Genomic DNA, 19,772 nt, shown 5'->3' with positions numbered 1-19,772 from the left:
AGTTCCCAGCGGATCGACGGCAGCAAACGCCAGGGCGCGGTTTATGGCGGTATGCCGAGACCGGCCGACCGCCGCCTGTCGCCGGCAGGCCGAGAGGTCCGGCAGGTCAGTGCTTCATCAGGTAGTCGATGAAGGCGGCACGCAGCAGCGGAGCGGACTCCTCGTAGCCGTGGCCGGTCATCTCCCGCCACAGGGCCACCGCCTCGTCGACCGTCGGCCCCACAGAGTTCGGGGCCCCGTCGAGGGCGGCGGCCTCGTCGGCGTTCGGCAGGTGCCGCAGCACCGACCAGAAGAACTTCACGTCCCGGCGTTCCCGAGCCACCGCGAAGGCCTGCTCGCGCAGCTCCTCCGTGCTGAGGACGTCCAACTCTTCGAACGACCGGCCGCCGGACCTCGATGATGTGTCGGTCATGGGCCGAGCCTAACCGCCGAGATCACATTCGGCGCGTCGACGACACCCTTGAACCGCCCACTACCGGTCGTCGGCCTGCCAGATCGGCGAGTTGGTCTCCCACCGGCGTGGCCCCCACGGATCGGTGGGGTTGTCGGTTGACTGGGCGGGCAGGACCGGTGGCCAGTCGCCGACCGGCTCCGGTTGGGACATCGCCCAGCCGCCGGCACCCCCGGTCGGTTCCCCGGCGGCCGGCGGCGACACCGGTCGGGCCGGTTCCGAGGCGGGCCGACCTAGCCTCTCGACCAGCCGGGTCACCCCCAGCCCGACCGCCAGCACGGCTCCCCCGATCAGCCACCGGCTGACCGTCCAGCCCCGGGCCTGCGCATACGCGAGGAACAGGCCGACCGCGCCGACCGTCAGCAGGGTGCCGAACACCCCGCCGCGCAGACCGAAGGCACTGGTGCCGGCCAGCAGCACCGCGCCGACGGCCAGCACGGTCCAGTCCAACCCGTCCGCCGGGGTGACCGTCCCGTCGACCGACGCCAGGAGGGCACCGGCGAGCATCGCCAGCACGGTGGAGCAGACGTACCCACCGGCGGTGACGACCGCGGCGGCCACCCCACGCCGTCGGGCCGGGTCGGCGACCGGACGGAACCGGCCGACCAGCCGGCGGACCGGTCCGATCGCGCCGAACAGCCCCCCGATCACGGTGACCGCGGCGAAGCCCACGAAGAGTTGCCCGGCGATGGCGCGCGGGTCGTAGTCCCCCTGCACCAGCACCGGCGCGGCACGCTGCTCGATGTAGACGACGACACCGGCCGCCGCGCCCAGGCTGGCGGCCCAGCCGGGAACGTGCAGCACCACGACCGTCAGCCCCAGCAGCAGGCCACCGACCGCAGCCACCGCAGCGGGGGTGCCGACGGCGACCAGCAGGCCCCGGTCGCTCTGCTCGGCGAAGTGCAACCCGGCGGCGACCGCCACCGGGCCGATGGCCAGGTTCACCGCAGCGGTACGCAGACTCAGCCCGGCCGCCAACGCCAGCAGGCCCAGGGCGACCACATCGACGATGAGGGCACGCAACCCGTTGCCGCGCAGGGCGGCCGGATTCTCCTGCCAGAGCAGATAGACCAGGGCACCGAAACCGAGCAGCAGGAGGGTCTCCCAGAACACGTAGACCCCGAACCGGTCCCGGCCCGGCTCACCGTTCTGGAGGTCGTCGGCGACGGTTTCCGCGCCGGGATTGGGCCCGACCAGGGTCGACTCCGACTGCCCACTGCGGCCTGGTTCGTCGTACGCCATCATGCCTGCCTTCCAGCGGCCGCCCGGACTGCTTCGACGAGAGGGCATATAGGTGGTGACCGCTTGCCCTGCGGTCGCAGGCACCGTACCCGCGCCCGCATCCGGACGTAACCCCCGTGCGGCGGCCGGCTTCAGCGGCGACCCGGATGCGGCTCCCAGTCGTCGGGCTCACGCTCGTCGTCCGGCCGGTCCGGCACCCGGCAGGACCGTTCCAGCCAGAGCGCCGCCGCCACCAGGGCGACCGAGGCCAGCAGCCCGGCGATGGCCGCCGGTCGGTCGTCGGCCGCGGCCCGGGTCGGCTCGACCAGCAACCAGCCGGTCAGTCCCGCGTAGAAACCGGCGAAGATCGCACCCGCCAGGGCGGAGGCCTTGGCCAGTACGACGAACCGGGCGACCATCAGCGGGTTGACCGGGTCCCGGCCCGGTCGTCGTTCGATCCGACCCCGGGTGTTGATCGCGGCGTACGCCTCCAGGACGGCCAGCCCGGCCAGGGTGACCACCGGCAACCACGGCAACGGCGGCAGCCGGTCGTAGTAGATGCTGCTGATCAGCAGCCAGGCGACCGCCGCGGCGACCAGGGCGCTCACCACCAGGGTGGACAGGCGGGTGGGTCGCATCCGCGACCCGTCAGGCGGTGGGTTCTGCGTCATGTCGGCCGCCTGCGGGCGGTGCCGAAAGGCGCCACGGCACCGCGTTGATCCTTCGCTCGCTGCCGCTGGCTCATGTCCTCGACTCTAACGCCAGATCCGGTCGGGGACGCAGTTCCGCGACCTCGGTCGCCGCCGGTCCGTTGGTCAGCAGATCGGTCAACCAGCCGTGTCCGGGCAGCTCGCCGTAGGGCTGGAGGTCGATCCACGGCCGCAGCACGAAGGCGCGCAGGTGAGCCCGGGGATGCGGCAGGGTCAGCTCCGGATCGTCGCTGATCACCGGCTCGTCGTCGTCGCCCCAGACCGTGATCACGTCGACGTCGAGGGTGCGGGGGCCGAACCGCCGTTGCGGGTCGCGGACCCGGTCGGCCGCCCGTTCCGCGGCCTGCGCCCGGGTCAACCAGTCGTGCGGGCCGGCCTCCGGGTCCGCCACCAGCAGAACCGCGTTCAGGTACGCCGGCTGGTCGGTGTCTCCCCAGGGTGGGGTCTCGTACACCCCGGAGGCCATCAGCAGGTGATCGCCGAACAGCCGCACGGCGGTACGCAGGTTGGCGATCCGGTCCCCCAGGTTGCTGCCCAGGGAGAGCACCGCGCGGCTCATCGGGCCCGACGCATCGTGACGGCCACGTCGACGAAGGTGTGCGGGATCGGCGCCTCGGGTTTGTGCACGGTGATCGTCGCGGCGTGCACCCGCGGGTCGGCCAGGCATACCGTGATCAGCCGGTCGGCCAGGGTCTCGATCAGGTTGACCGGCTCCCCGGTGATCACCGCGACCAGCCGCTCGGCCAACTCGCCGTAGTGCACGGTGTCGCTGACCTCGTCGGAGCGGGCCGCCGCCGCGAGATCCAGTTCCAGGATCGCGTCGACGACGAACTCCTGCCCGGCGACGCGTTCGAAGTCGTACACCCCGTGCCGCCCGTGCGCGCGCAGCCCGGTCAACTCGATCCGGTCGGTCACGGCCGTACCTCCTGGGGCTCGCCGATCGCGGCCAGGTCCGCCGCAGGGGTGTCGGACCGCGGGCCCTCGGCGGCCAGTCGGGGGCTACCGGTGGCCCGCCAGACGGCCAGGGCATCCACAGTGGCGCGGACATCGTGCACCCGTACCCCCCAGGCACCGGCGGCGACCGCCAGCAGGCTGGTGGCGACCGTGGCCGCCTCCCGGCCGCCGGTGGGTCGTGGCTCCCCGTCCGGTCCGGCCAGCAGCAGACCGAGGTACGACTTGCGGCTGGCGCCGAACAGCAGGGGATAGCCGAGGTCCAGCAACTCCGACAGCCGGGCGCTGAGCTGCCAGTTGTGGACGGCCGTCTTGGCGAACCCGAGCCCCGGGTCGATCACGATGCGATCGGCGGCCACCCCGGCGGTCAGCGCCGCCTCCACCCGCTGGCCGAGTTCGGTGCGTACCTCGGCGACCACGTCGTCGTACCGGGCCAGTTCGGTCATCCGCTGCGAGTGGCCCCGCCAGTGCATCAGCACCCAGGGGCAGCCGGCGTCGGCGACCACCCGGGCCATATCGGGGTCGGCGAGCCCACCGGAGACGTCGTTGACCACCACCGCGCCGGCCGCCAGGGCGGCTTCGGCCACCCGGGCCCGGGTGGTGTCGATGCTCACCGGCACGCCGACCTCGGCCAACTCCCGGATCACCGGCACCACACGGGCCGCCTCGGTCTCGGCATCGACCCGTTCGGCACCCGGCCGGGTCGACTCTCCACCGACATCAACCAACCCGGCACCCTCGTCGCGTAGCCGGACGCCGTGTGCGACAGCGGCTCCGACGTCGGCGTAGCGTCCGCCGTCGGAGAACGAATCGGGCGTGACGTTCAGGACGCCCATCACCACCGGGGCCGGGGCCCGTACCAGATCGGTCACGACTAGACGGTACCGGTCGCCGGGACCGCCCCGATCAGCCCGGGGCCAGGGCACTGACATGGCAATTGAAACATGTGTACGATCGGTCGTCTGGGCGGTATCGGGCAGACTCTTCGCGGGTTGTCGCAAAGGGGGGCGGCCCGTACGCTGTGGAATTGCCCAGCATCGAGATGGCGACGCTTGGAGGGAGGGCCAAAGCGGGGTTAATCCGCCCAAAAATCGCCACCTACCGTGGCGAGCTATGCACGCAGGGTCTCGGGCGCTGCGCAGAGTGAGCACCCATCCCGCAAGGCTTGCCTACTGCACCACCGCGGCGCCGCCGGCCGCGACTTGGGGAGGTTCCAGTGATCGCCATCGAGCTGATGGAATCAGCGTCCAGCAACGCCGCCCACCTGCTCTCCGCCCTGGCATCGTCGATTCCACTCGCGGCCGAGGAGCCGAAGGGGATCAACACCGAGGGCGTCGTCACCTTCTTCGCCAGCAAGATCGCCCCGATCCTGCTGGCCGTGCTGGGGGTCATCTTCATCGGCCGTGCCAGCCGGGGTGAGATCTCGAAGGTGCTGACCAGCTCCGCCATCGCGATCGTCGGACTGGCCTTCATCGCCGGAGCCGCCACCCTCTTCTTCATCGGCGACTTCCTGATCAACCTGATCTTCGAATAGGCGCGGGCACGAGATGCGGCTGCGCACCGACGACGACATCTACCGGGCCCGCCTGGTCTATCTCGGGCCACCCGGCTACACCCTTCCGGTCCACCTGCCGTACGCCCAGTACGGACTGTTCCTGCTGCTCGTTCCCCTCTACATGTTCATCCACTGGCTGTTCACGTTGCAGGTCGAACTCTTCCCCGCGTGGGAGATCGCCCTGGCCATCGTGACCACCTCGTTCGTCTTCCGGTACGTCGATCCGGACCGGCCGGCGCGCATGGTGATCCGCACCGCGCTGACCGACTGGCGACGCACCCGGGAGCCGGCCGCCGAGCAGCGCGACCCGCGCCTGGTCGGCAGCGGGATCAGGATCCGGGAGGAACTGGCATGACCGGCTGCACGCCGTACCGGCCTTCAGGAGGGTTGCCGGTGAACCCGGCGGCGAGCGAGGCGGAGCCGCAGCCGCCCCGTGGCCATCGGGCCAGGGCTGCGGACACGGGTCGGGCGATCGCATGAGCCGCTCCTCCACGCCGGGATCCCCGGCCGGGCGTTCGACCGCGCCGCACGGTAACCGTGCGCGATCGTTCGACTACCCGCAATCCGAGGAGTCCGAGGACGCCTCGCTGGACCCGGCCCTGGTCACCGCGCCGGGACACGGCGGGGTAGGGGTCTTCCAGGCCCCCCGCCCGCCGCAGCGCCTGGCTGTTCCGGGTGAGCCTGCCTCGGCCGTACCGACCACCCGGGACGGGGCCGACATCGACTCACCCTTCCTGGACCTGTTCGGTGGCACCTACCCCCGGCCGGGTTCCGCCTCCCGGGGCAACGGCCAGCCGACCCGGGCCCTGCCGCAGCAGGCGACCCCTCCGGCCCCGACCCCGGCACCGGCGCCGGTCACCCGTCGCCCGGCACCGTCCGCGCTACCCACCGCACCGGAGCGCCCCCTGGACAGCCCCCGCCTCCCGGTGGAACCGGCGGCCGCACCCGCGATACCGCCGCCCCCGCCCGTGCCGGTCCTCCCGCCGCCGAGCGACAGGTTGCCGAACGCCCGGCCCCCGGCCGACGACCAGCCGCGCCCTGCCGAGGGTCCTGCGATCGAGGCCACCCCGGACCGCCGGGCCGCCGCGCCGGCCACCCGCCCCGCCACCCCGCCCCGCCAGCGCTCGGGTGACCGCCGGGACCGACCGATCAAGCCAGCCCGGGTCCGCGCACCCAAGATCAAGTTTGGCGATCGTGATCCGGCCGTGGAGTTGGCGATCACCGAGATCGCCGGTCACCTGACCTTCACCCCGAACACGGTCACCGCCTGGTACTGGCTCCCCGAGGTGCGCTGGGCCTTCCGCCCGGACGCGGAACGCGAGGCCCTGCTCTCGGCGATCTCCGAGCAGTACGCCGGCCTGGCCGGGTTCCGGCTGCACCTGCGGCGCACCACCCGCCCCTTCCCGGCCGACGAGTGGGCCCGCACCATCGACGCCAACACCGCCTCCCCCCTGCCCGATGTGCCCGGCACGACCGGCTGGGCGGATCACCTGGTGGCGGCCCAACGGCACCTGCTGTCGGTCAACCACGCCGAGGGGCAGACCTACCTGGGGGTCACCTTCGCCCGCCGCTCCCTCGGCGACTCACTCACCGAGCGGGTGCTGCGCACCTTCGGGCGAGGGGTCGCCGAAGGCGAGCGTCGCAAGCTGGGCCGCACGGTGGAACAGTTCGACGAGGTGCTCGGCGCCTTCGGCATGCGCGGCCGGCGGGTCACCGCCCAGGAACTGGAATGGCTGCTCTACCGCTCGGTGGCGCTGTGCATGTCGCCCCCGGGTGCCCTCTCGCCGATCACCGACGGGCGTTGGGAGCGGGGTGACCTGCTGGCCCTCACCGAACAGGTGGAGCGCTACCGCACCCCGTACGGCTCGACGGTGAAGCTGGTCAACCGGATGACCGGCGAGGAACGGCATGTGGCCGTGCTCGCGGTGGGCCGGATGGAGCCCCTGGAGATCCCCGAGCGGCACGAACCCTGGCTGCACTTCCACGAGCGGCTGCCGTGGCCGATGGAGCTCTCCACCCGGGTCGACATCCTCGGCTCCGGGGACTCCTTCCGGAACCTGGAGCACCGGCTGCGGATGATCCGGTCCCAACAGCTCGACTACGCCGAGCACGGCATCGACGCCCCGCCGGAGTTGGAACGACTGGCCAAGCGGGCCCTGGTGATCGGTGACGAGATGACCACCGGCCTGCCGGTGGACTCCGCCCGGGCCCACGGCTGGCACCGGATCGCGGTGGGTGGGCGGACCCGGGAGGAATGCCTGGAGCGGGCGCGCCGCCTGATCCAGCTCTACTCCCGGGAACTGCGCATCTCGCTGCAACATCCGAAGAACCAGGACTGGCTGGCCCGGGAGTTCATCCCCGGCGAGCCGATCGCCAACACCGGCTACGTCCGACGGATGCCGGTGCCCCTGCTGGCGGCGGCGCTGCCGCAGGCCGCCTCGACCGTGGGTGACCGCCGCGGGGACCTGATCGGACGCACCGCCGGCACCTGCCGCCGACCCGTCTTCCTAGACCTGCACTTCCCCATGGAGGTACGGGAACGCTCCGGTTTGGCGGTCTTCGTGGCCGAGCCCGGTGGTGGCAAGTCGACCCTGCTCGGCGCGCTGGGCTACCTGGCGGCCCGACGGGGTGTGCAGGTGACCCTGCTCGACCCCTCCGGCCCGCTGGCCCGCCTCTGCGCCATGCCGGAACTGCGGCCGTACTCCCGGGTGCTGAACCTGACCGGGTCCGAGCACGGCACCCTGGCTCCGTACTCCCTGATTCCGACGCCGCTGCGCAGTGAGTTCAGCGCCGGGCCCACCGGGGATCGGGAGTTCGAGATCGCGGTCTCCAACGCTCGGGCCGAACGCCGGATGCTGGTGCAGGACATCTGCATGATGCTGGTGCCGCCCCAGGTGGCCCGCGAGGCCTCCACCGCCACCCTGCTCCGGCACGCCGTCCGCCAGGTGCCGGCCGAGGAGACCTCCACCCTCGACGACGTGGTCACCTGCCTGGGCCAACTCGACGACGACACCGGCCGGGAACTGGCCAACCTGCTGCTGGACACCGCCGAGATGCCGCTGGCCATGCTCTTCTTCGGCCGGCCACCGGAGGGACTGCTGGGCGCGGACGCGGCCCTCACCGTGATCACCATGGCCGGCCTGCGGCTGCCCGACCTCAAGATCGAACGGGAGTACTGGTCGGCCGAGGAGGCGTTGGCCCTGCCGATGCTGCACACCGCGCACCGGCTGGCGGTACGCCGCTGCTACGGCGGCTCGATGTCGTCCCGGAAGCTGGTGGGCCTGGACGAGGCACACTTCATGGAGGGGTGGCGCTCCGGACGCTCCTTCCTGGTCCGGCTCGCCCGGGACTCGCGTAAGTGGAACCTCGCCGCCCTGGTCGCCTCGCAGAACCCCCGAGACATCCTCGGCCTCGACGTACAGAACCTGGTCTCCACCGTCTTCGTCGGCCGGATCGCCGAGGACACCGAGATCGCCTCGGAAGCGTTACGCCTGCTGCGGGTCCCGGTCGACGACGGGTACGAGGCGACCCTGGCCTCGCTCTCCACCGCCGACGCGACCTCCGCCCACCGGCTCGGCTTCCGCGAATTCGTCATGCGCGACGTCGACGGCCGGGTGCAGAAGGTCCGGGTCGACGTGTCCTATGTGGATGGACTCTTGGCGCACCTAGACACCACCCCTGCCGCCATCGCTGCCGCCGCCGGGGTGCTGCCGACCGTGCTGCCCGACCTGGAGGCGTGACATGGCGAGGGCCCGGACTCGGATCGCGGCGCTCCTCCTGGCACTCGGCGTACTCGCCGTGGCCACGATCAGCTGGCCAGGGCTCACCGCCACACCCGCGTACGCCGCCCCGGTCGCGTACCAGGCCCCCACCGACCTCTGCACCACGGAGGAATGGCAGGCCGACTTCCGCGCCTGCGTCAGCAAGCTCCAGCAGGTCGCGGAGAGCGAGGCGACCTGCCTGAATCCCCCGACCCCTACCGCCCCGGACTCCGGCATCGCCGGCTGGTTCGCCGCCCGGCCGGAGGCGGCCAAGCTCCCCGGCCCCAAGGGCTACTACAGCGACTACGGCTACGCCGGGTACAGCTACACCACCTACAAGATCGATACCGGCTGCGCGACCACGCTGCTGCACCCGGACTACAAGTTCACCAACACCATCGCCAACGGGGAGTTCATGATCGCCACGGCGATCATCGGCGCCTCGAACGCGCTGCGGGAGCGTGCCTGGGACCCCGGGACGATGTGGGGCTGGGCCGACCCTCTGGTGGACCAGGCCACCAAGGCGATCTACCAGAAGGTGTTCAGCGTCTTCGGCATAGTCACCCTCTGCGTGGTCGGTCTCTACCTGCTCTGGCGCTCACGCCAGTCGGACATGAGCAGCGCGATGACCACGGCGGGCTGGGCGTTGGTGGTGATGGTGGCGATCACCGCCTTGGCCGCCTGGCCGGTCAAGTCCGCCAACCTGGCCGACGGTGCGCTCATCTCCACCCTCGGGGTCGTACACGACGCCGTCGGCCCGGCGACCAAGGACGTGCCGCCCGACCGGTGTGCGATGCCCAACCCGGATGCCTGTACGGACAAGCGCCCGCCGGCGGTGCGGGCCAGCGACACCGCCACCGAGGGCATGCTCTACCGGAACTGGCTGCGGGGGGTGCTCGGCTCGGCCGACAGCGAGACCGCCCGCAAGTACGGTGCCGCACTCTACGACGCCAAGTCGCTGTCGTGGGAGGAGGCGGAGAAGATCCGGGCCAATCCTCGTACCCGCGAAGCCACGATCAACGCGAAGAAGCAGCAGTGGATGACGGTGGCCGCCCAGATCGAGCGGGAGGACCCGGAGGCCTACGAGTACCTGCAGGGTGTCCGGGACATGGACCGGGTGGGTGCGGGCTTCATCGCGGTGCTGGCCGCTCTGCTCTTCGCGATGTTCGATCTGACCGCCTCCCTGCTAGTGCTGCTGGGCTTCCTGGTCTTCCGGTGGGCGGTGATCGCCGCGCCGATCCTGGGCACGATCGGCCTGCTCCGACCGGCCAGCGCCGGTCTGCGGCGGCTGGGCAACGCGGTGGTGGCCGCGCTCTTCAACATCGCGATCTTCGGAACCGGTGCGGCGATCTACCTCTTCGCGGTGGACCTCATCATGAGCACCCCCACCCTGCCCGGCTGGCTGCAGGTGGTGCTGGTCTGGCTGTGCGGCGTGGTGGGCTGGTTGCTGTTGCGCCCGTATCGACGCATAACCCAACTCGGCGGCAAGGACAGCAGCGAGGCGGTCAGCTCGGCCGGTTCCTGGCATCGGCGGTTCTTCCGAGACATGCGTACCGCGGCCCGGCTCGACGTCGCCGAGCCCGGCGGCACCGCCGAGCCCACGGTGGGACGGCGCCGCGCCCTAGGGACGGAACAACCCAGGGTGCGGCCGGAGGCCCGCCCGGACCCGGTACCGACCGGCGCGCCACCCACCCAAGAACGTCCGGAGGGTCACAAGACCGGCGCCGGGCGGGGAACCACCGAGGAGCAGCAGCGGCCGGAGACCCGACCGGTCGCACCCCGGCCCCGACGTCGGCAGCCGGCCTCCTGGACCGAGCCGGACGTACCCGAGGAGAACCCCTCCTTCGCCATCTACCGTCCGGGGTCGTCCGAGAAGGCACCGGAGAAGACGGCGCCCCGGATCCGCTCCGAGGCCCGGTGACCGCAGTGCGGCGGGCCATCGAATTCCTGGTAACCCGGCTGCTGCGCTCCCGGCTGGGGGTCGCCCTGGGCATCGCCATACTGGTGCTCGGCGTGGTCGGGGCGGCCAGGCTGGTAGCCGGCCCGGGAGATCCGACGACCGGTTTGAGCAACCGTCCGGCCGAGCCGATCACCACGGTGCATCCGACCACGGGTGACGACGGTGCGATCTCGACCACCAGCACACCGACTCCGAAGACTGCCCCGGGCGAGGCCGAACCGGAACAGGTAGCGGAGCGCTTCGTGGTGGCCTGGCTCGGCAAACCCGGTCTGACCGTCGAGGAGTGGCACGAGGGACTGCGGCCGCTGTCCACCGCCGACCTGATGGACAAGCTGGCCGGAGCCGATCCGGCCAGGGTGCCGTCGGGTCAGCTGACGAACGAGGTGACCATCCGGCCGCGCAGCGAGACCTTCGTGGAGGCGATGATCGCCCTCGACACCGGACGGCTGCGTCTCGAACTGGTGGCACCGCAGGGGCGGTGGCTGGTGGATGCCGTGGACTGGGAGCGATCATGACCGACCCGAGTACGCCCCGTCGCCGACCGGTGCGGGTGGGCGCCCTGGCTGCCGCACTGACCGCGACCCTGGCGTTCCTGTGTTGTACCGGCGGCGCCGGCGCCTTCTTCCTGACCGAGTTGGGCGGCGAGGCGGCCGAGCAGATCACCCCGGCGAGCCTGGAATGCACCGGAGACTTCACGGTCGACGTGACCGGCAAGATGCCCCGGATCCCGCAGTACGGGGAACGCCAGCTCCGTAACGCGGCCGTCATCATCAAGGTCGGTCAGGAGATGAAGGTGCCGGCGCGCGGCTGGGTGATCGCGGTGGCCACCGCGATGCAGGAGTCCCGCCTGCTGAACCTGGCCAACCGCACCGTCGCCGAGTCTCAGGACATCCCCCACGAGGGCATCGGCGCCGACCACGACTCGGTCGGGCTGTTTCAGCAACGTGCCTCCTGGGGCTCCGTGCGGCAGCGGATGAATCCCGAGTACGCCTCCCGCAAGTTCTACGAGAAGCTCGTGGACGTGCCCGACTGGCAGAAGCTGCCGCTCACCGTGGCCGCCCAACGCGTGCAGATCAGTGCCTTCCCGGACGCCTACGCCAAGCACGAGGAGATCGCCGCCCGGATCGTGGACGCGCTGGCCGGCGGTGCGGCCCGGACGGCGTTGATCGCCGGGCAGGAGGTGTGCGACGCGGCCTCGGCGGGCGACATCGCCGCCTCCGGCTGGACCGCCCCGATTCCGGGCGGTGTCGGTTCCGGATTCCGCACCGCCAGCCGGCCCGGCCACAACGGGGTGGACATCGCCGCCCCGAAGGGCACCCTCATTCGGGTAGCGGCCACCGGCCGGGTCCTGGTCTCGCGCTGCGACCCGGACCGCAGGGGCAGGCTCAGCTGTGACGTGGACGGTTGGCCGGACAAGGGCGGCTGCGGCTGGTTCGTCGACGTCCTGCACGCACAGGGCATCGTCACCCGCTACTGCCACATGGTCAGTCGGCCCAGGGTCGCCGTAGGGGAGACCGTGGAGGCAGGTCAGGTGATCGGTGAGGTGGGCAGCAGCGGCAACTCCTCCGGCCCGCACCTGCACTTCGAGGTACACACCGACGGCGACCGAAGCAGCCACAGCGCGATCGACCCGGTGCCGTTCATGCGGTCGAAGGGCGCCCCACTCAAGGGCGCGGAGTAGCCTCGTTCCCGTCATGACCGAGCCATTACCGGACCCGTTCGCCGACCAGCCGGACTGGGCACCGCAACCCCCCCGGCCCATCGAGATCGTCCCGGCCGCCGGCCGAGTGGACCTGCGCGGGAGACGGGTGCTGGTGGGGTTGCCCGGCTTCGGCTGGCGAGGTGACCTGCGGGCTGACGAGAAGGTGGTGCAGAACAGCCGCACCTACGTGCCGGTCATCCCCGAACACGAGTGGTACCGGGCCGAGTCAGACCAGGTGGAGGTCTTCGCCCCGCTGGTACCCATCGAACGGGTCTGGGTAGAGACCGTCGGCCCACCGGCCACCCCCGCGATCACAGAAGGTGGCGGCTTCCGGCTGGTCTCGCTGGACGCGCCGGCGCACCGGCCGCCGACACCGGTCTTCGAGGCGGATTCGGCCATCGGACGCCGGGTGGTGCACATGGTGGGCTCCATTGAGCAGCGCGACCTTCGCGCGGTGACGGAGACCTACTCCGGCGCCGAGGGCGACATCTGCGTACGGGTCGCACCTGAGATGGAGTGGTACCGCTGGGCCTGGCGCGGCCAGTCACCGACCACGCTGGAGGTCCCCGTGCATCTGTTGTGGCTTGAATAGCGGAGGGCGTTCTGCGGATCAACCCCGCTGTTCTGCGGAGCAGACCCGCCAGTCGTCGCTCAACTGTAGATCGAAGCTCCATGACTGGCGATCTGTCTGCCGGATGCCATCAACCTGAGCAGAGAAGGTGAGATCTACGCGCACGACCGCTTGTTCGCCGGCCCGAGTCTCCTGAAGCGGCCCCCAAGTGACGGTTAAGTCAGTTCCGAATCGATCTTCGCGTACTACCAGATCGGTTCTTAGCTGATTTAGATCATTCAGATCCGATTTGCCCTCGCAGACGAAGAGGTTGGCGCGCACGTCGTTTCGGTCGACCAGGAACGCGCGCAGGTAGTTGTCCACCACCACGTCGGGTGCGCTGCGGTCAGGGGCGGTGGCGCGGTCGTAGACGAGGTAGCCGACTACGCCGCCGCCCAGACACAGCGCCGCGAGCACCCCGGCGACCACCGTCAGCACCGTCCGGACCCGTCGGCGTGGCTGCTGTGGCGCTGGCGCGACGGAGGGCGGCGCCAGTTCCTCTGGCGGGGTCCGTTGCGCCGGTACGCGGGAGACCTGGGAACCGGCGGGGGGCGGCACTGATTCCACCCCCTGAGGCTATCGGCTGGAGGCTGCGGACCCAATGCCCCAGATTCAGCAGATCGTGACGGATCACTGCCGACCGGTGAGATTCACGACAACACCGACGCAGCACCGCCACGCGTCCCCGAGGTCCGGCTGCGGCTGGGATACCGTCGTCCTGCTCGACGAGGGGGTGCCGACCTCGGGCGGAGGAGGTGGAGCCGGTGGGCGGACCGAAGTCACGGGCGCTCCGCGCCGCCGCGTTGCACCGCCGGGCCGCCGCGACGGTGGCGGCTGCCGCTGCCAGTCTCGACGACACCCGTCCGGCCCCAGCCGACCAACGTCGTCAGTACGCGCTGGCCGAACGGTTGCGTACCGCTGCGGCCGTACTGGCGCCGGGGTGGGCCGGCGAGGCGCTGGACAGCATCGAGTCGACGACCCGCGCCGGGGATGCTCCGCCGCCCTTCGTCCGGGTGGGCACCGCCGCGCCGCTGGACGATGCACGCTTCCCCGCTCTGGTTCCGCTGCTGGGTGCCGGTCACCTGACTGTGGACGCCGACGCGCAGGATCCTCGGGTGGCCGGGCTGCTGCGAGCGTTGGTGCTGCGGTTGGTGGCGGCTACCCCGGCGGGGACCCTGCTGGTGCGGGCGATGGATGCGACCGGCGAGGTGTTGGCCGCCTTCCGGGCCCTGGGCGATGCCGGGTTGCTGTCGCCGCCTGCCACGGACCTGGCCGGGCTACGCACCCTGCTCGACGAGGCGGAGCGGTGGGTGACGCCCGGCTCGGCCGGGCCACGCCGGCATGAGCGACTGCTGCTGGTGGTGCTCGCCGGGCTGCCCGAGGGGATCCACGGCGAGGATCTTTCCCGGATCGAGTTCCTGGCCGAGCAGGGGCCGACCGCAGGGTTGCACCTGGTGGTGGCGGGCTGGCCGACTGAGGACCGTGCTCCGCTGCCGGGGGCGACTCCCCTGGCGATGCGGACCGCTTATGCGCTGCTGGGCGATGTGCCTGGGGCCACCTTCGCGGCGGCGGGCTCCGAGGGCGGGTTGAACTCCCCGGTGTTCGTCGAGGCGGACCCACCGACCGAACTGGTGGAGGCGGTGTGTCGGCGACTCGCCGCGCAGATCGAGGCCGGCACCCGACTGTCCCTGGCCAGCCTGTTGCCCTCGGCGGAGGAGGACCTGTGGCAGGCGGACTCGACTGAGGGGCTGAGCACCAGCGTCGGGGACGCCGGTGGCCGAGCCGTGCCGCTGGGTTTTACCGAGTTGACGCCACACTGGCTGGTCAGTGGTCGGTCGCGGGCCTGCCGGTCGACCTTCCTGACCACCGCGCTACTCGGCCTGGCCGCTCGGTACGGCCCGAACGAGTTGTCGTTGTACCTGGCCGACCTCGGCGAGGGTGAGTCCTTCGCGGAGTTCCTGCAGACCGACCGCGACCGGTCCTGGATCCCGCAGGTGCGGGCGGCGGCGATGGCCGCCGACCGGGAGTACCTGCTCGACCTGTTCGAGCAGCTCATCGCCGAGGTGCAGCGACGCGCCGGGGTTGCGGCCCGGGCGGGTGGGCAACGCTTCGCCGAGTTGCGGCAGCATCATCGGCTGCCCCGGATCGTGTGCGTGGTGGACAATCTGCCGCTGCTCCTCACCGAGCGGGATCGACTGACCACCGACACCCTGGCCCGGCTGGACGTGTTGGCCAGGACCGGCCGGCTGCACGGCGTACACCTGGTTCTCGCCGGTGAGGCTGATCTGGGCCTGGGGGTACGCAATGAGCCCGGGCAGCGGGATTCCCTGCTCGGCCAGTTCCCGGTCCGGGTGGCCCTGCCTGGCGGCGGGGCGGTGTTGGAGCCTACGAATGACTCTGCGGCCGGGTTGCCGGCCGGCAGCGCGGTGGTCAACACCGCCGGTGGCCTGGGTGGGCCTCGGGGGGCGATCCGGGGGCACGAGCGGATGGTCCGGTTCCCTGATCCGCAGGATGAGCCGGAGGTCGTGGCGGGGCTACGGCACCGGCTCTGGGCGGCCCGTCCGGAGGGTGCCGCCGCCCCGGTGGTCTTCGCGGGGTACGCCCGTCCGCTGCTGGGCAATGATCCCCGTTACCGGTCCGCCCTGGCCGGTCGGGCGTTGGCACCGGCGGCGCTGTTGGGTCGGGCGGTGGATGTCGCGCGTACCACCGCAGCGGTGCCGCTGGGCCCGGCTGCCGGACGCAACCTGGCGGTGCTGGGTCCCCGACCCGAGGGCAGTCGCCTGCTGGCCATGGCGGCCCGGAGTACCGCAGCCCACCATCCACCGGGGACGGCCCGGTTCGTGATCGCCGTACCGGACCCCGAGGCTCAGCCGACGGCCGACGCCCTGGCCGCCGAGTTGGCCGCCAGACATCCGGTCGAGAGGGTCGACCTGGCCGGGTTGGTGACCGTGCTGGATGCCGGGGCGGCGGCCTACCTGGTGGTGTTCGGGCTGGATGTGGCACCTGCCGAGCAGTTGCCGCCGGCCCGGCTACGGATGTTGCTGCGGGAGGGCCCACCGACCGGGCAGCATCTGCTGGGCTGGTGGCGTACGGTGCCCTCGTTCGCGGCCCTCATCGAGGCCGAGGAGACGGTCGACAAGTTGACCGCGGTGGCGGTGGCGGGGGTACCGGGTGCCCAGCTCACGCCGGTCTTCGGCCGGCCGGTGGAGTGGCGGCCCCGCCGGGATCGGGTGGTGCTCTGGGACGGCCCCGATGAGCGGGGAGTCGTGCTGGTGCCGTACGACCTGCCGGAGGACGGGGAACAACCATGACGATCAGCGAGGCGGAGACCACCGCCGTACGCCCCGGTCGGCAGCGGACGACCACCCCGCCCGAGCCGGGGGACGCCCTGTCGGCCGCGTGGTCGGACTACCTGACCGCCGCCCGTCAACTGGACGGGGTACGCCGCGACGCGGCGATCGCCGCTAGTGAGCAGGCGCGTACCGTCCAGGCGGCGCGGGACGAGTTGGTCGCGGTGCGTACCCACCTGGCCGCGCAGGAGGCCCAGCTCTGTGAGCAGGGCGTACCGCTGATCTCGCTGAAACCGACCCCACCGGAACTGTCCGAGGCCACCCGGTCGATGTCGGGCGGGCCGGGGGCGGTGCTGGCCGCGTTGCGGGAGGCCCGGCGGCGGGCGTACGGGGTCGACGACATCCTCGCCGCGCGGGGGCTGTCGCGGGTGGCGCACTGGCCGCCCCGCCCGCGCAACCTGCTGGTGTACGGGCCCCTGGGGCTGCTGGTTCCGCTGCTGCTGATCGCGATCTATCTGGCTGCCGGCACCGGCCCGGTGACCATCCTGGCCCTGGTGGTGGGGCTGCCTGGCCCGGCCGTCGCCTTCGGCGCGGGTTGGCTGGCGGTGGGGCGGCTGTTTCCGTCCCATCCCGGGCAGCGGGTGGAACGGACTCCGCGCTTCGGCGCGCTGACCTGCCTGATTCCGGCGGTGGTGGCCACCGCCGGAATCCTCCTGGCCATGCTGGCCACCTGACCGACGCCACTTGCCAAACCCGGTTCCGCCTGGGCGGCTGACCGGCGGGCGGGCAGCCGTCCAGGGGAGTCAGCGGGGGTGGATCAGTGCCATCGCCTCGGCGCGGGACTTGGCGTCCCGCTGGAGGGTGCCACGTACCGCCGAGGTGATGGTCATGGCGCCGGACTTCTGGATGCCGCGCATGGCCATGCACATGTGTTCGCATTCCAGCACGACCACCACCCCTCGCGGGGCGAGCCGATCCATCAGCAGGTCGGCGATCTGCGAGGTGAGCCGTTCCTGCACCTGCGGGCGACGGGCGTACACCTCGACCAGGCGGGCCAGCTTGGACAGGCCGGTGATCCGCCCGTCCGGGCCGGGGATGTAGCCGATGTGCGCGCTGCCCCGGAAGGGCAGCAGGTGGTGCTCGCAGAGGCTCATCACGTCGATGTCCCGGACCAGCACGAGTTCCTCGTGGTTGGCCTCGAAGGTGGTGGTGAGCACCGTGGCCGGGTCCACCCGCAGACCGGCGAAAAGCTCGGCGTACGCGCGGGCCACCCGGGCCGGGGTCTGCTGGAGGCCGTCCCGGTCGGGATTCTCGCCGACCGCGATCAGGATCTCGCGGACCGCCTTCTCGATGCGGGCCAGGTCGACGATCTCCTCGACCGGGCGTCCGGTCAGCCGACCGTTGATCAGCCGAGCGGCGATGTAGTCGAGGTCGTCGGGTTCGGTAGAGGAGGCGGCCAGCCCTCGCTGCGAGGGACTGGCCGCCGGGTCGTTGGTGCTCAGTGTGGGCCGTCCGAGTTGTTCGAGTTCGGGCTGCCGACGGTGGCCTGCGCCCCGTCCGCCTCGGCCTGGATCTTGAGCGCCTCCTTCTCCGCCGGGGTGAGTACCGGCGGTTCGGTGGAGGGCTGACGCTTGCCGAAGCCGTTGTAGGGGGCCATCGGGGGCCGCTTGACCACCCGGGCGCAGATCCGGGCCATGTCGGCCGTGGAGAGGGTCTCCTTCTCCATCAGCTCTAGCACGATGTTGTCCAGGACGTCCCGGTACTCGACCAGGATCTCCCAGGCCTCGTCGTGGGCCAGTTCGATCAGGGCCCGCATCTCGCCGTCGATCTCGGCGGCGACGGCGTCGGAGTAGTCCCGCTCGTGGCCCATGTTGCGGCCCAGGAACGGCTCGTCACCGCTGGTGCCGTACTTGATCGCACCGAGCTTGGAGCTCATGCCGTACTGGGTGATCATCGCCCGGGCCAGTGCGGTGGCCTTCTCGATGTCGTTGCCGGCCCCGGTGGTGGGCTCGTGGAAGACGAGTTCCTCGGCGGCCCGGCCACCCAGGGCGTACGCCAGGGTGTCGATCATCTCGGCCCGGGTCTGGGTGTACTTGTCCTCCGTGGGCAGCACCAGGGTGTGGCCCAGGGAGCGACCACGCGACAGGATCGTCACCTTGTGCACCGGCGCGGCGTGCGGCAGGGCCCAGGCGACCAGGGCGTGCCCACCCTCGTGGTACGCGGTGATCTTCTTTTCCTGGTCGCTCATCACCCGGGTACGCCGCTGCGGGCCGGCGATGACCCGGTCGATGGACTCCTCCAGCGACTCGTTGCTGATCGCCCGCTGGTCCTTCCGGGCGGTCAGCAGGGCGGCTTCGTTGATCACGTTGGCCAGATCGGCACCGCTGAAGCCCGGGGTCCGCTTCGCCACCGAGTCGAGGTCGACATCCGGGGTGAAGGGCTTGCCCTTGGCGTGCACCCGCAGGATGGCCTTGCGGCCCTCCATGTCGGGGGCGTCCACCGGGATCTGCCGGTCGAACCGCCCCGGACGCAGCAGCGCCGGGTCTAGGATGTCCGGCCGGTTGGTCGCGGCGATCAGGATGACCCCGCCCTTGACGTCGAAGCCGTCCATCTCCACGAGCAGCTGGTTGAGGGTCTGCTCACGTTCGTCGTGGCCACCGCCCATGCCGGCACCACGGTGCCGACCGACGGCGTCGATCTCGTCGACGAAGACGATCGCCGGGGCGTTCGCCTTGGCCTGCTCGAAGAGGTCACGGACCCGGCTGGCGCCGACACCGACGAACATCTCCACGAAGTCGGAGCCGGAGATCGAGTAGAAGGGCACCCCGGCCTCGCCGGCGACCGCTCGGGCGAGCAGGGTCTTACCGGTACCGGGCGGGCCGAACAGCAGTACGCCCTTCGGGATCTTGGCGCCGAGGGCCTGGTACTTGCCCGGGTTCTGCAGGAAGTCCTTGATCTCGTGCAGTTCCTCGACGGCTTCCTCGGCACCGGCCACGTCGGCGAAGGTGGTCTTCGGCGTGTCCTTGGTGATCATCTTCGCCTTGGACTTGCCGAAGTTGAGCACTCGGGAGCCGCCGCCCTGCATCTGCGACATGAAGAACAGCAGCAGCAGCACGAGCAGCACGATGGGCAGCAGGTTTACCAGCAGGCTGACCCAGATGCTGTCGGACGACACCTCGGTGTCGGCCGGCCCGGTGACCCGATTGTTCGCCTTGGCGTCGAGGACCTGGTTCCAGACCTCGTTGCCGACCTCGTACGGGAACTGGGCCTCGATCAGCTTGGTGGTGGTCTTGCCGAACTCGGCCTCCTCGGCCAGCTCGAGCTGGATCGTCTGTTCCTTGTCCTGGAACACGACCTTCTCGATGCCGCCCTTGTTGAGCTGGTCGAGCGCGACTGACGTGTCCACCCGGTGGTAGCTGGGACCAGAGGTGAACAACTGACTGAGCACGACGGCGCCGAGGATGACCAGGATGACCCAGAACACCGGTCGGCGGAAGAAACGCGTACGTTCCATGCTTTTGTCGAGCGCCGAGACGCCCGCATCCTCCTGATCGACGTCCT

At 71.2% G+C, this 19,772-nt stretch carries 18 protein-coding genes; 9 read left to right on the top strand and 9 right to left on the bottom strand.

Annotated features, from left to right (window positions below; all coding sequences use genetic code 11):
• Positions 1–106: 106 nt before the first annotated feature.
• The 6 genes from OIE53_RS24135 to folP form a co-directional block, all read right to left on the bottom strand.
• Positions 107–412, bottom strand: coding sequence for a hypothetical protein (locus tag OIE53_RS24135; RefSeq protein ID WP_327023767.1), 306 nt, complete (start codon positions 410–412; stop codon positions 107–109).
• Between the two features lie 60 nt (positions 413–472).
• On the bottom strand, positions 473–1,693 hold the full coding sequence (locus OIE53_RS24130) for an ABC transporter permease (RefSeq protein WP_327027383.1): 1,221 nt from the start codon (positions 1,691–1,693) through the stop codon (positions 473–475).
• A 131-nt stretch (positions 1,694–1,824) separates the two neighbouring features.
• Positions 1,825–2,310 carry a DUF3180 domain-containing protein gene (locus OIE53_RS24125; protein WP_393340340.1) on the bottom strand — a complete coding sequence of 162 codons (486 nt, stop codon included), beginning with the start codon at positions 2,308–2,310 and terminating at the stop codon, positions 1,825–1,827.
• A gap of 103 nt (positions 2,311–2,413) precedes the next feature.
• Positions 2,414–2,941: a 2-amino-4-hydroxy-6-hydroxymethyldihydropteridine diphosphokinase gene (gene folK, locus OIE53_RS24120; RefSeq protein WP_327023765.1), complete on the bottom strand. Its 528-nt coding sequence runs from the start codon at positions 2,939–2,941 to the stop codon at positions 2,414–2,416.
• The gene (gene folB / locus OIE53_RS24115; protein WP_327023764.1) at positions 2,938–3,297 is read right to left on the bottom strand and encodes a dihydroneopterin aldolase; all 360 of its coding nucleotides are present in this window, start codon (positions 3,295–3,297) and stop codon (positions 2,938–2,940) included. Before folB ends, folK begins: the two co-directional genes overlap by 4 nt.
• A complete protein-coding gene (folP, locus tag OIE53_RS24110) occupies positions 3,294–4,205 on the bottom strand; it encodes a dihydropteroate synthase (protein WP_327023763.1) in 912 nt (303 codons plus the stop codon). The genes folB and folP overlap by 4 nt, the downstream gene beginning before the upstream one ends.
• Before the next feature lie 344 nt (positions 4,206–4,549).
• Here folP and OIE53_RS24105 point away from each other — a divergent pair, with 344 nt between their 5' ends.
• The 7 genes from OIE53_RS24105 to OIE53_RS24075 all read left to right on the top strand — a co-directional run bounded on the left by OIE53_RS24105 (position 4,550) and on the right by OIE53_RS24075 (position 12,903).
• Positions 4,550–4,867, top strand: a complete 318-nt coding sequence (locus tag OIE53_RS24105) for a hypothetical protein (protein ID WP_327023762.1) — start codon at positions 4,550–4,552, stop codon at positions 4,865–4,867.
• A gap of 13 nt (positions 4,868–4,880) precedes the next feature.
• Positions 4,881–5,243 carry a hypothetical protein gene (locus OIE53_RS24100; RefSeq protein ID WP_327023761.1) on the top strand — a complete coding sequence of 121 codons (363 nt, stop codon included), beginning with the start codon at positions 4,881–4,883 and terminating at the stop codon, positions 5,241–5,243.
• A gap of 121 nt (positions 5,244–5,364) precedes the next feature.
• Complete coding sequence (locus OIE53_RS24095; RefSeq protein WP_327023760.1) at positions 5,365–8,628, top strand: ATP-binding protein; 3,264 nt, start codon at positions 5,365–5,367, stop codon at positions 8,626–8,628.
• A gap of 1 nt (position 8,629) precedes the next feature.
• Positions 8,630–10,570, top strand: a complete 1,941-nt coding sequence (locus tag OIE53_RS24090) for an MFS transporter (protein WP_327023759.1) — start codon at positions 8,630–8,632, stop codon at positions 10,568–10,570.
• The gene (locus OIE53_RS24085; protein WP_327023758.1) at positions 10,567–11,124 is read left to right on the top strand and encodes a hypothetical protein; all 558 of its coding nucleotides are present in this window, start codon (positions 10,567–10,569) and stop codon (positions 11,122–11,124) included. Before OIE53_RS24090 ends, OIE53_RS24085 begins: the two co-directional genes overlap by 4 nt.
• Positions 11,121–12,290, top strand: a complete 1,170-nt coding sequence (locus tag OIE53_RS24080) for a M23 family metallopeptidase (protein WP_327023757.1) — start codon at positions 11,121–11,123, stop codon at positions 12,288–12,290. Before OIE53_RS24085 ends, OIE53_RS24080 begins: the two co-directional genes overlap by 4 nt.
• A 13-nt stretch (positions 12,291–12,303) precedes the next feature.
• Positions 12,304–12,903 carry a hypothetical protein gene (locus OIE53_RS24075; RefSeq protein ID WP_327023756.1) on the top strand — a complete coding sequence of 200 codons (600 nt, stop codon included), beginning with the start codon at positions 12,304–12,306 and terminating at the stop codon, positions 12,901–12,903.
• Between the two features lie 18 nt (positions 12,904–12,921).
• Here OIE53_RS24075 and OIE53_RS24070 read toward each other — a convergent pair whose 3' ends face one another.
• The gene (locus OIE53_RS24070; protein WP_327027382.1) at positions 12,922–13,479 is read right to left on the bottom strand and encodes a hypothetical protein; all 558 of its coding nucleotides are present in this window, start codon (positions 13,477–13,479) and stop codon (positions 12,922–12,924) included.
• Between the two features lie 197 nt (positions 13,480–13,676).
• Here OIE53_RS24070 and OIE53_RS24065 point away from each other — a divergent pair, with 197 nt between their 5' ends.
• Both OIE53_RS24065 and OIE53_RS24060 read left to right on the top strand, forming a co-directional pair.
• Positions 13,677–16,232, top strand: coding sequence for an FtsK/SpoIIIE domain-containing protein (locus OIE53_RS24065; protein ID WP_327023755.1), 2,556 nt, complete (start codon positions 13,677–13,679; stop codon positions 16,230–16,232).
• Entirely contained in the window at positions 16,229–16,945 is a 717-nt protein-coding gene (locus OIE53_RS24060; RefSeq protein WP_327023754.1) for a hypothetical protein, read from the top strand. The genes OIE53_RS24065 and OIE53_RS24060 overlap by 4 nt, the downstream gene beginning before the upstream one ends.
• A 69-nt stretch (positions 16,946–17,014) precedes the next feature.
• On the opposite strand, the gene folE is transcribed toward OIE53_RS24060, so the two are convergent.
• Positions 17,015–17,671: a GTP cyclohydrolase I FolE gene (gene folE / locus OIE53_RS24055; RefSeq protein WP_327027381.1), complete on the bottom strand. Its 657-nt coding sequence runs from the start codon at positions 17,669–17,671 to the stop codon at positions 17,015–17,017.
• A gap of 38 nt (positions 17,672–17,709) precedes the next feature.
• The gene (gene ftsH / locus OIE53_RS24050) at positions 17,710–19,725 is read right to left on the bottom strand and encodes an ATP-dependent zinc metalloprotease FtsH (protein WP_327023753.1); all 2,016 of its coding nucleotides are present in this window, start codon (positions 19,723–19,725) and stop codon (positions 17,710–17,712) included.
• Positions 19,726–19,772 lie beyond the last annotated feature (47 nt).

It is taken from the genome of Micromonospora sp. NBC_01739 (assembly GCF_035920385.1).
In the GTDB taxonomy this organism is placed as follows: Bacteria; Actinomycetota; Actinomycetes; order Mycobacteriales; family Micromonosporaceae; genus Micromonospora.
The sequence above is the reverse complement of the archived record's forward strand: the minus strand, read 5'-3'. Positions and strand labels throughout refer to the sequence as shown.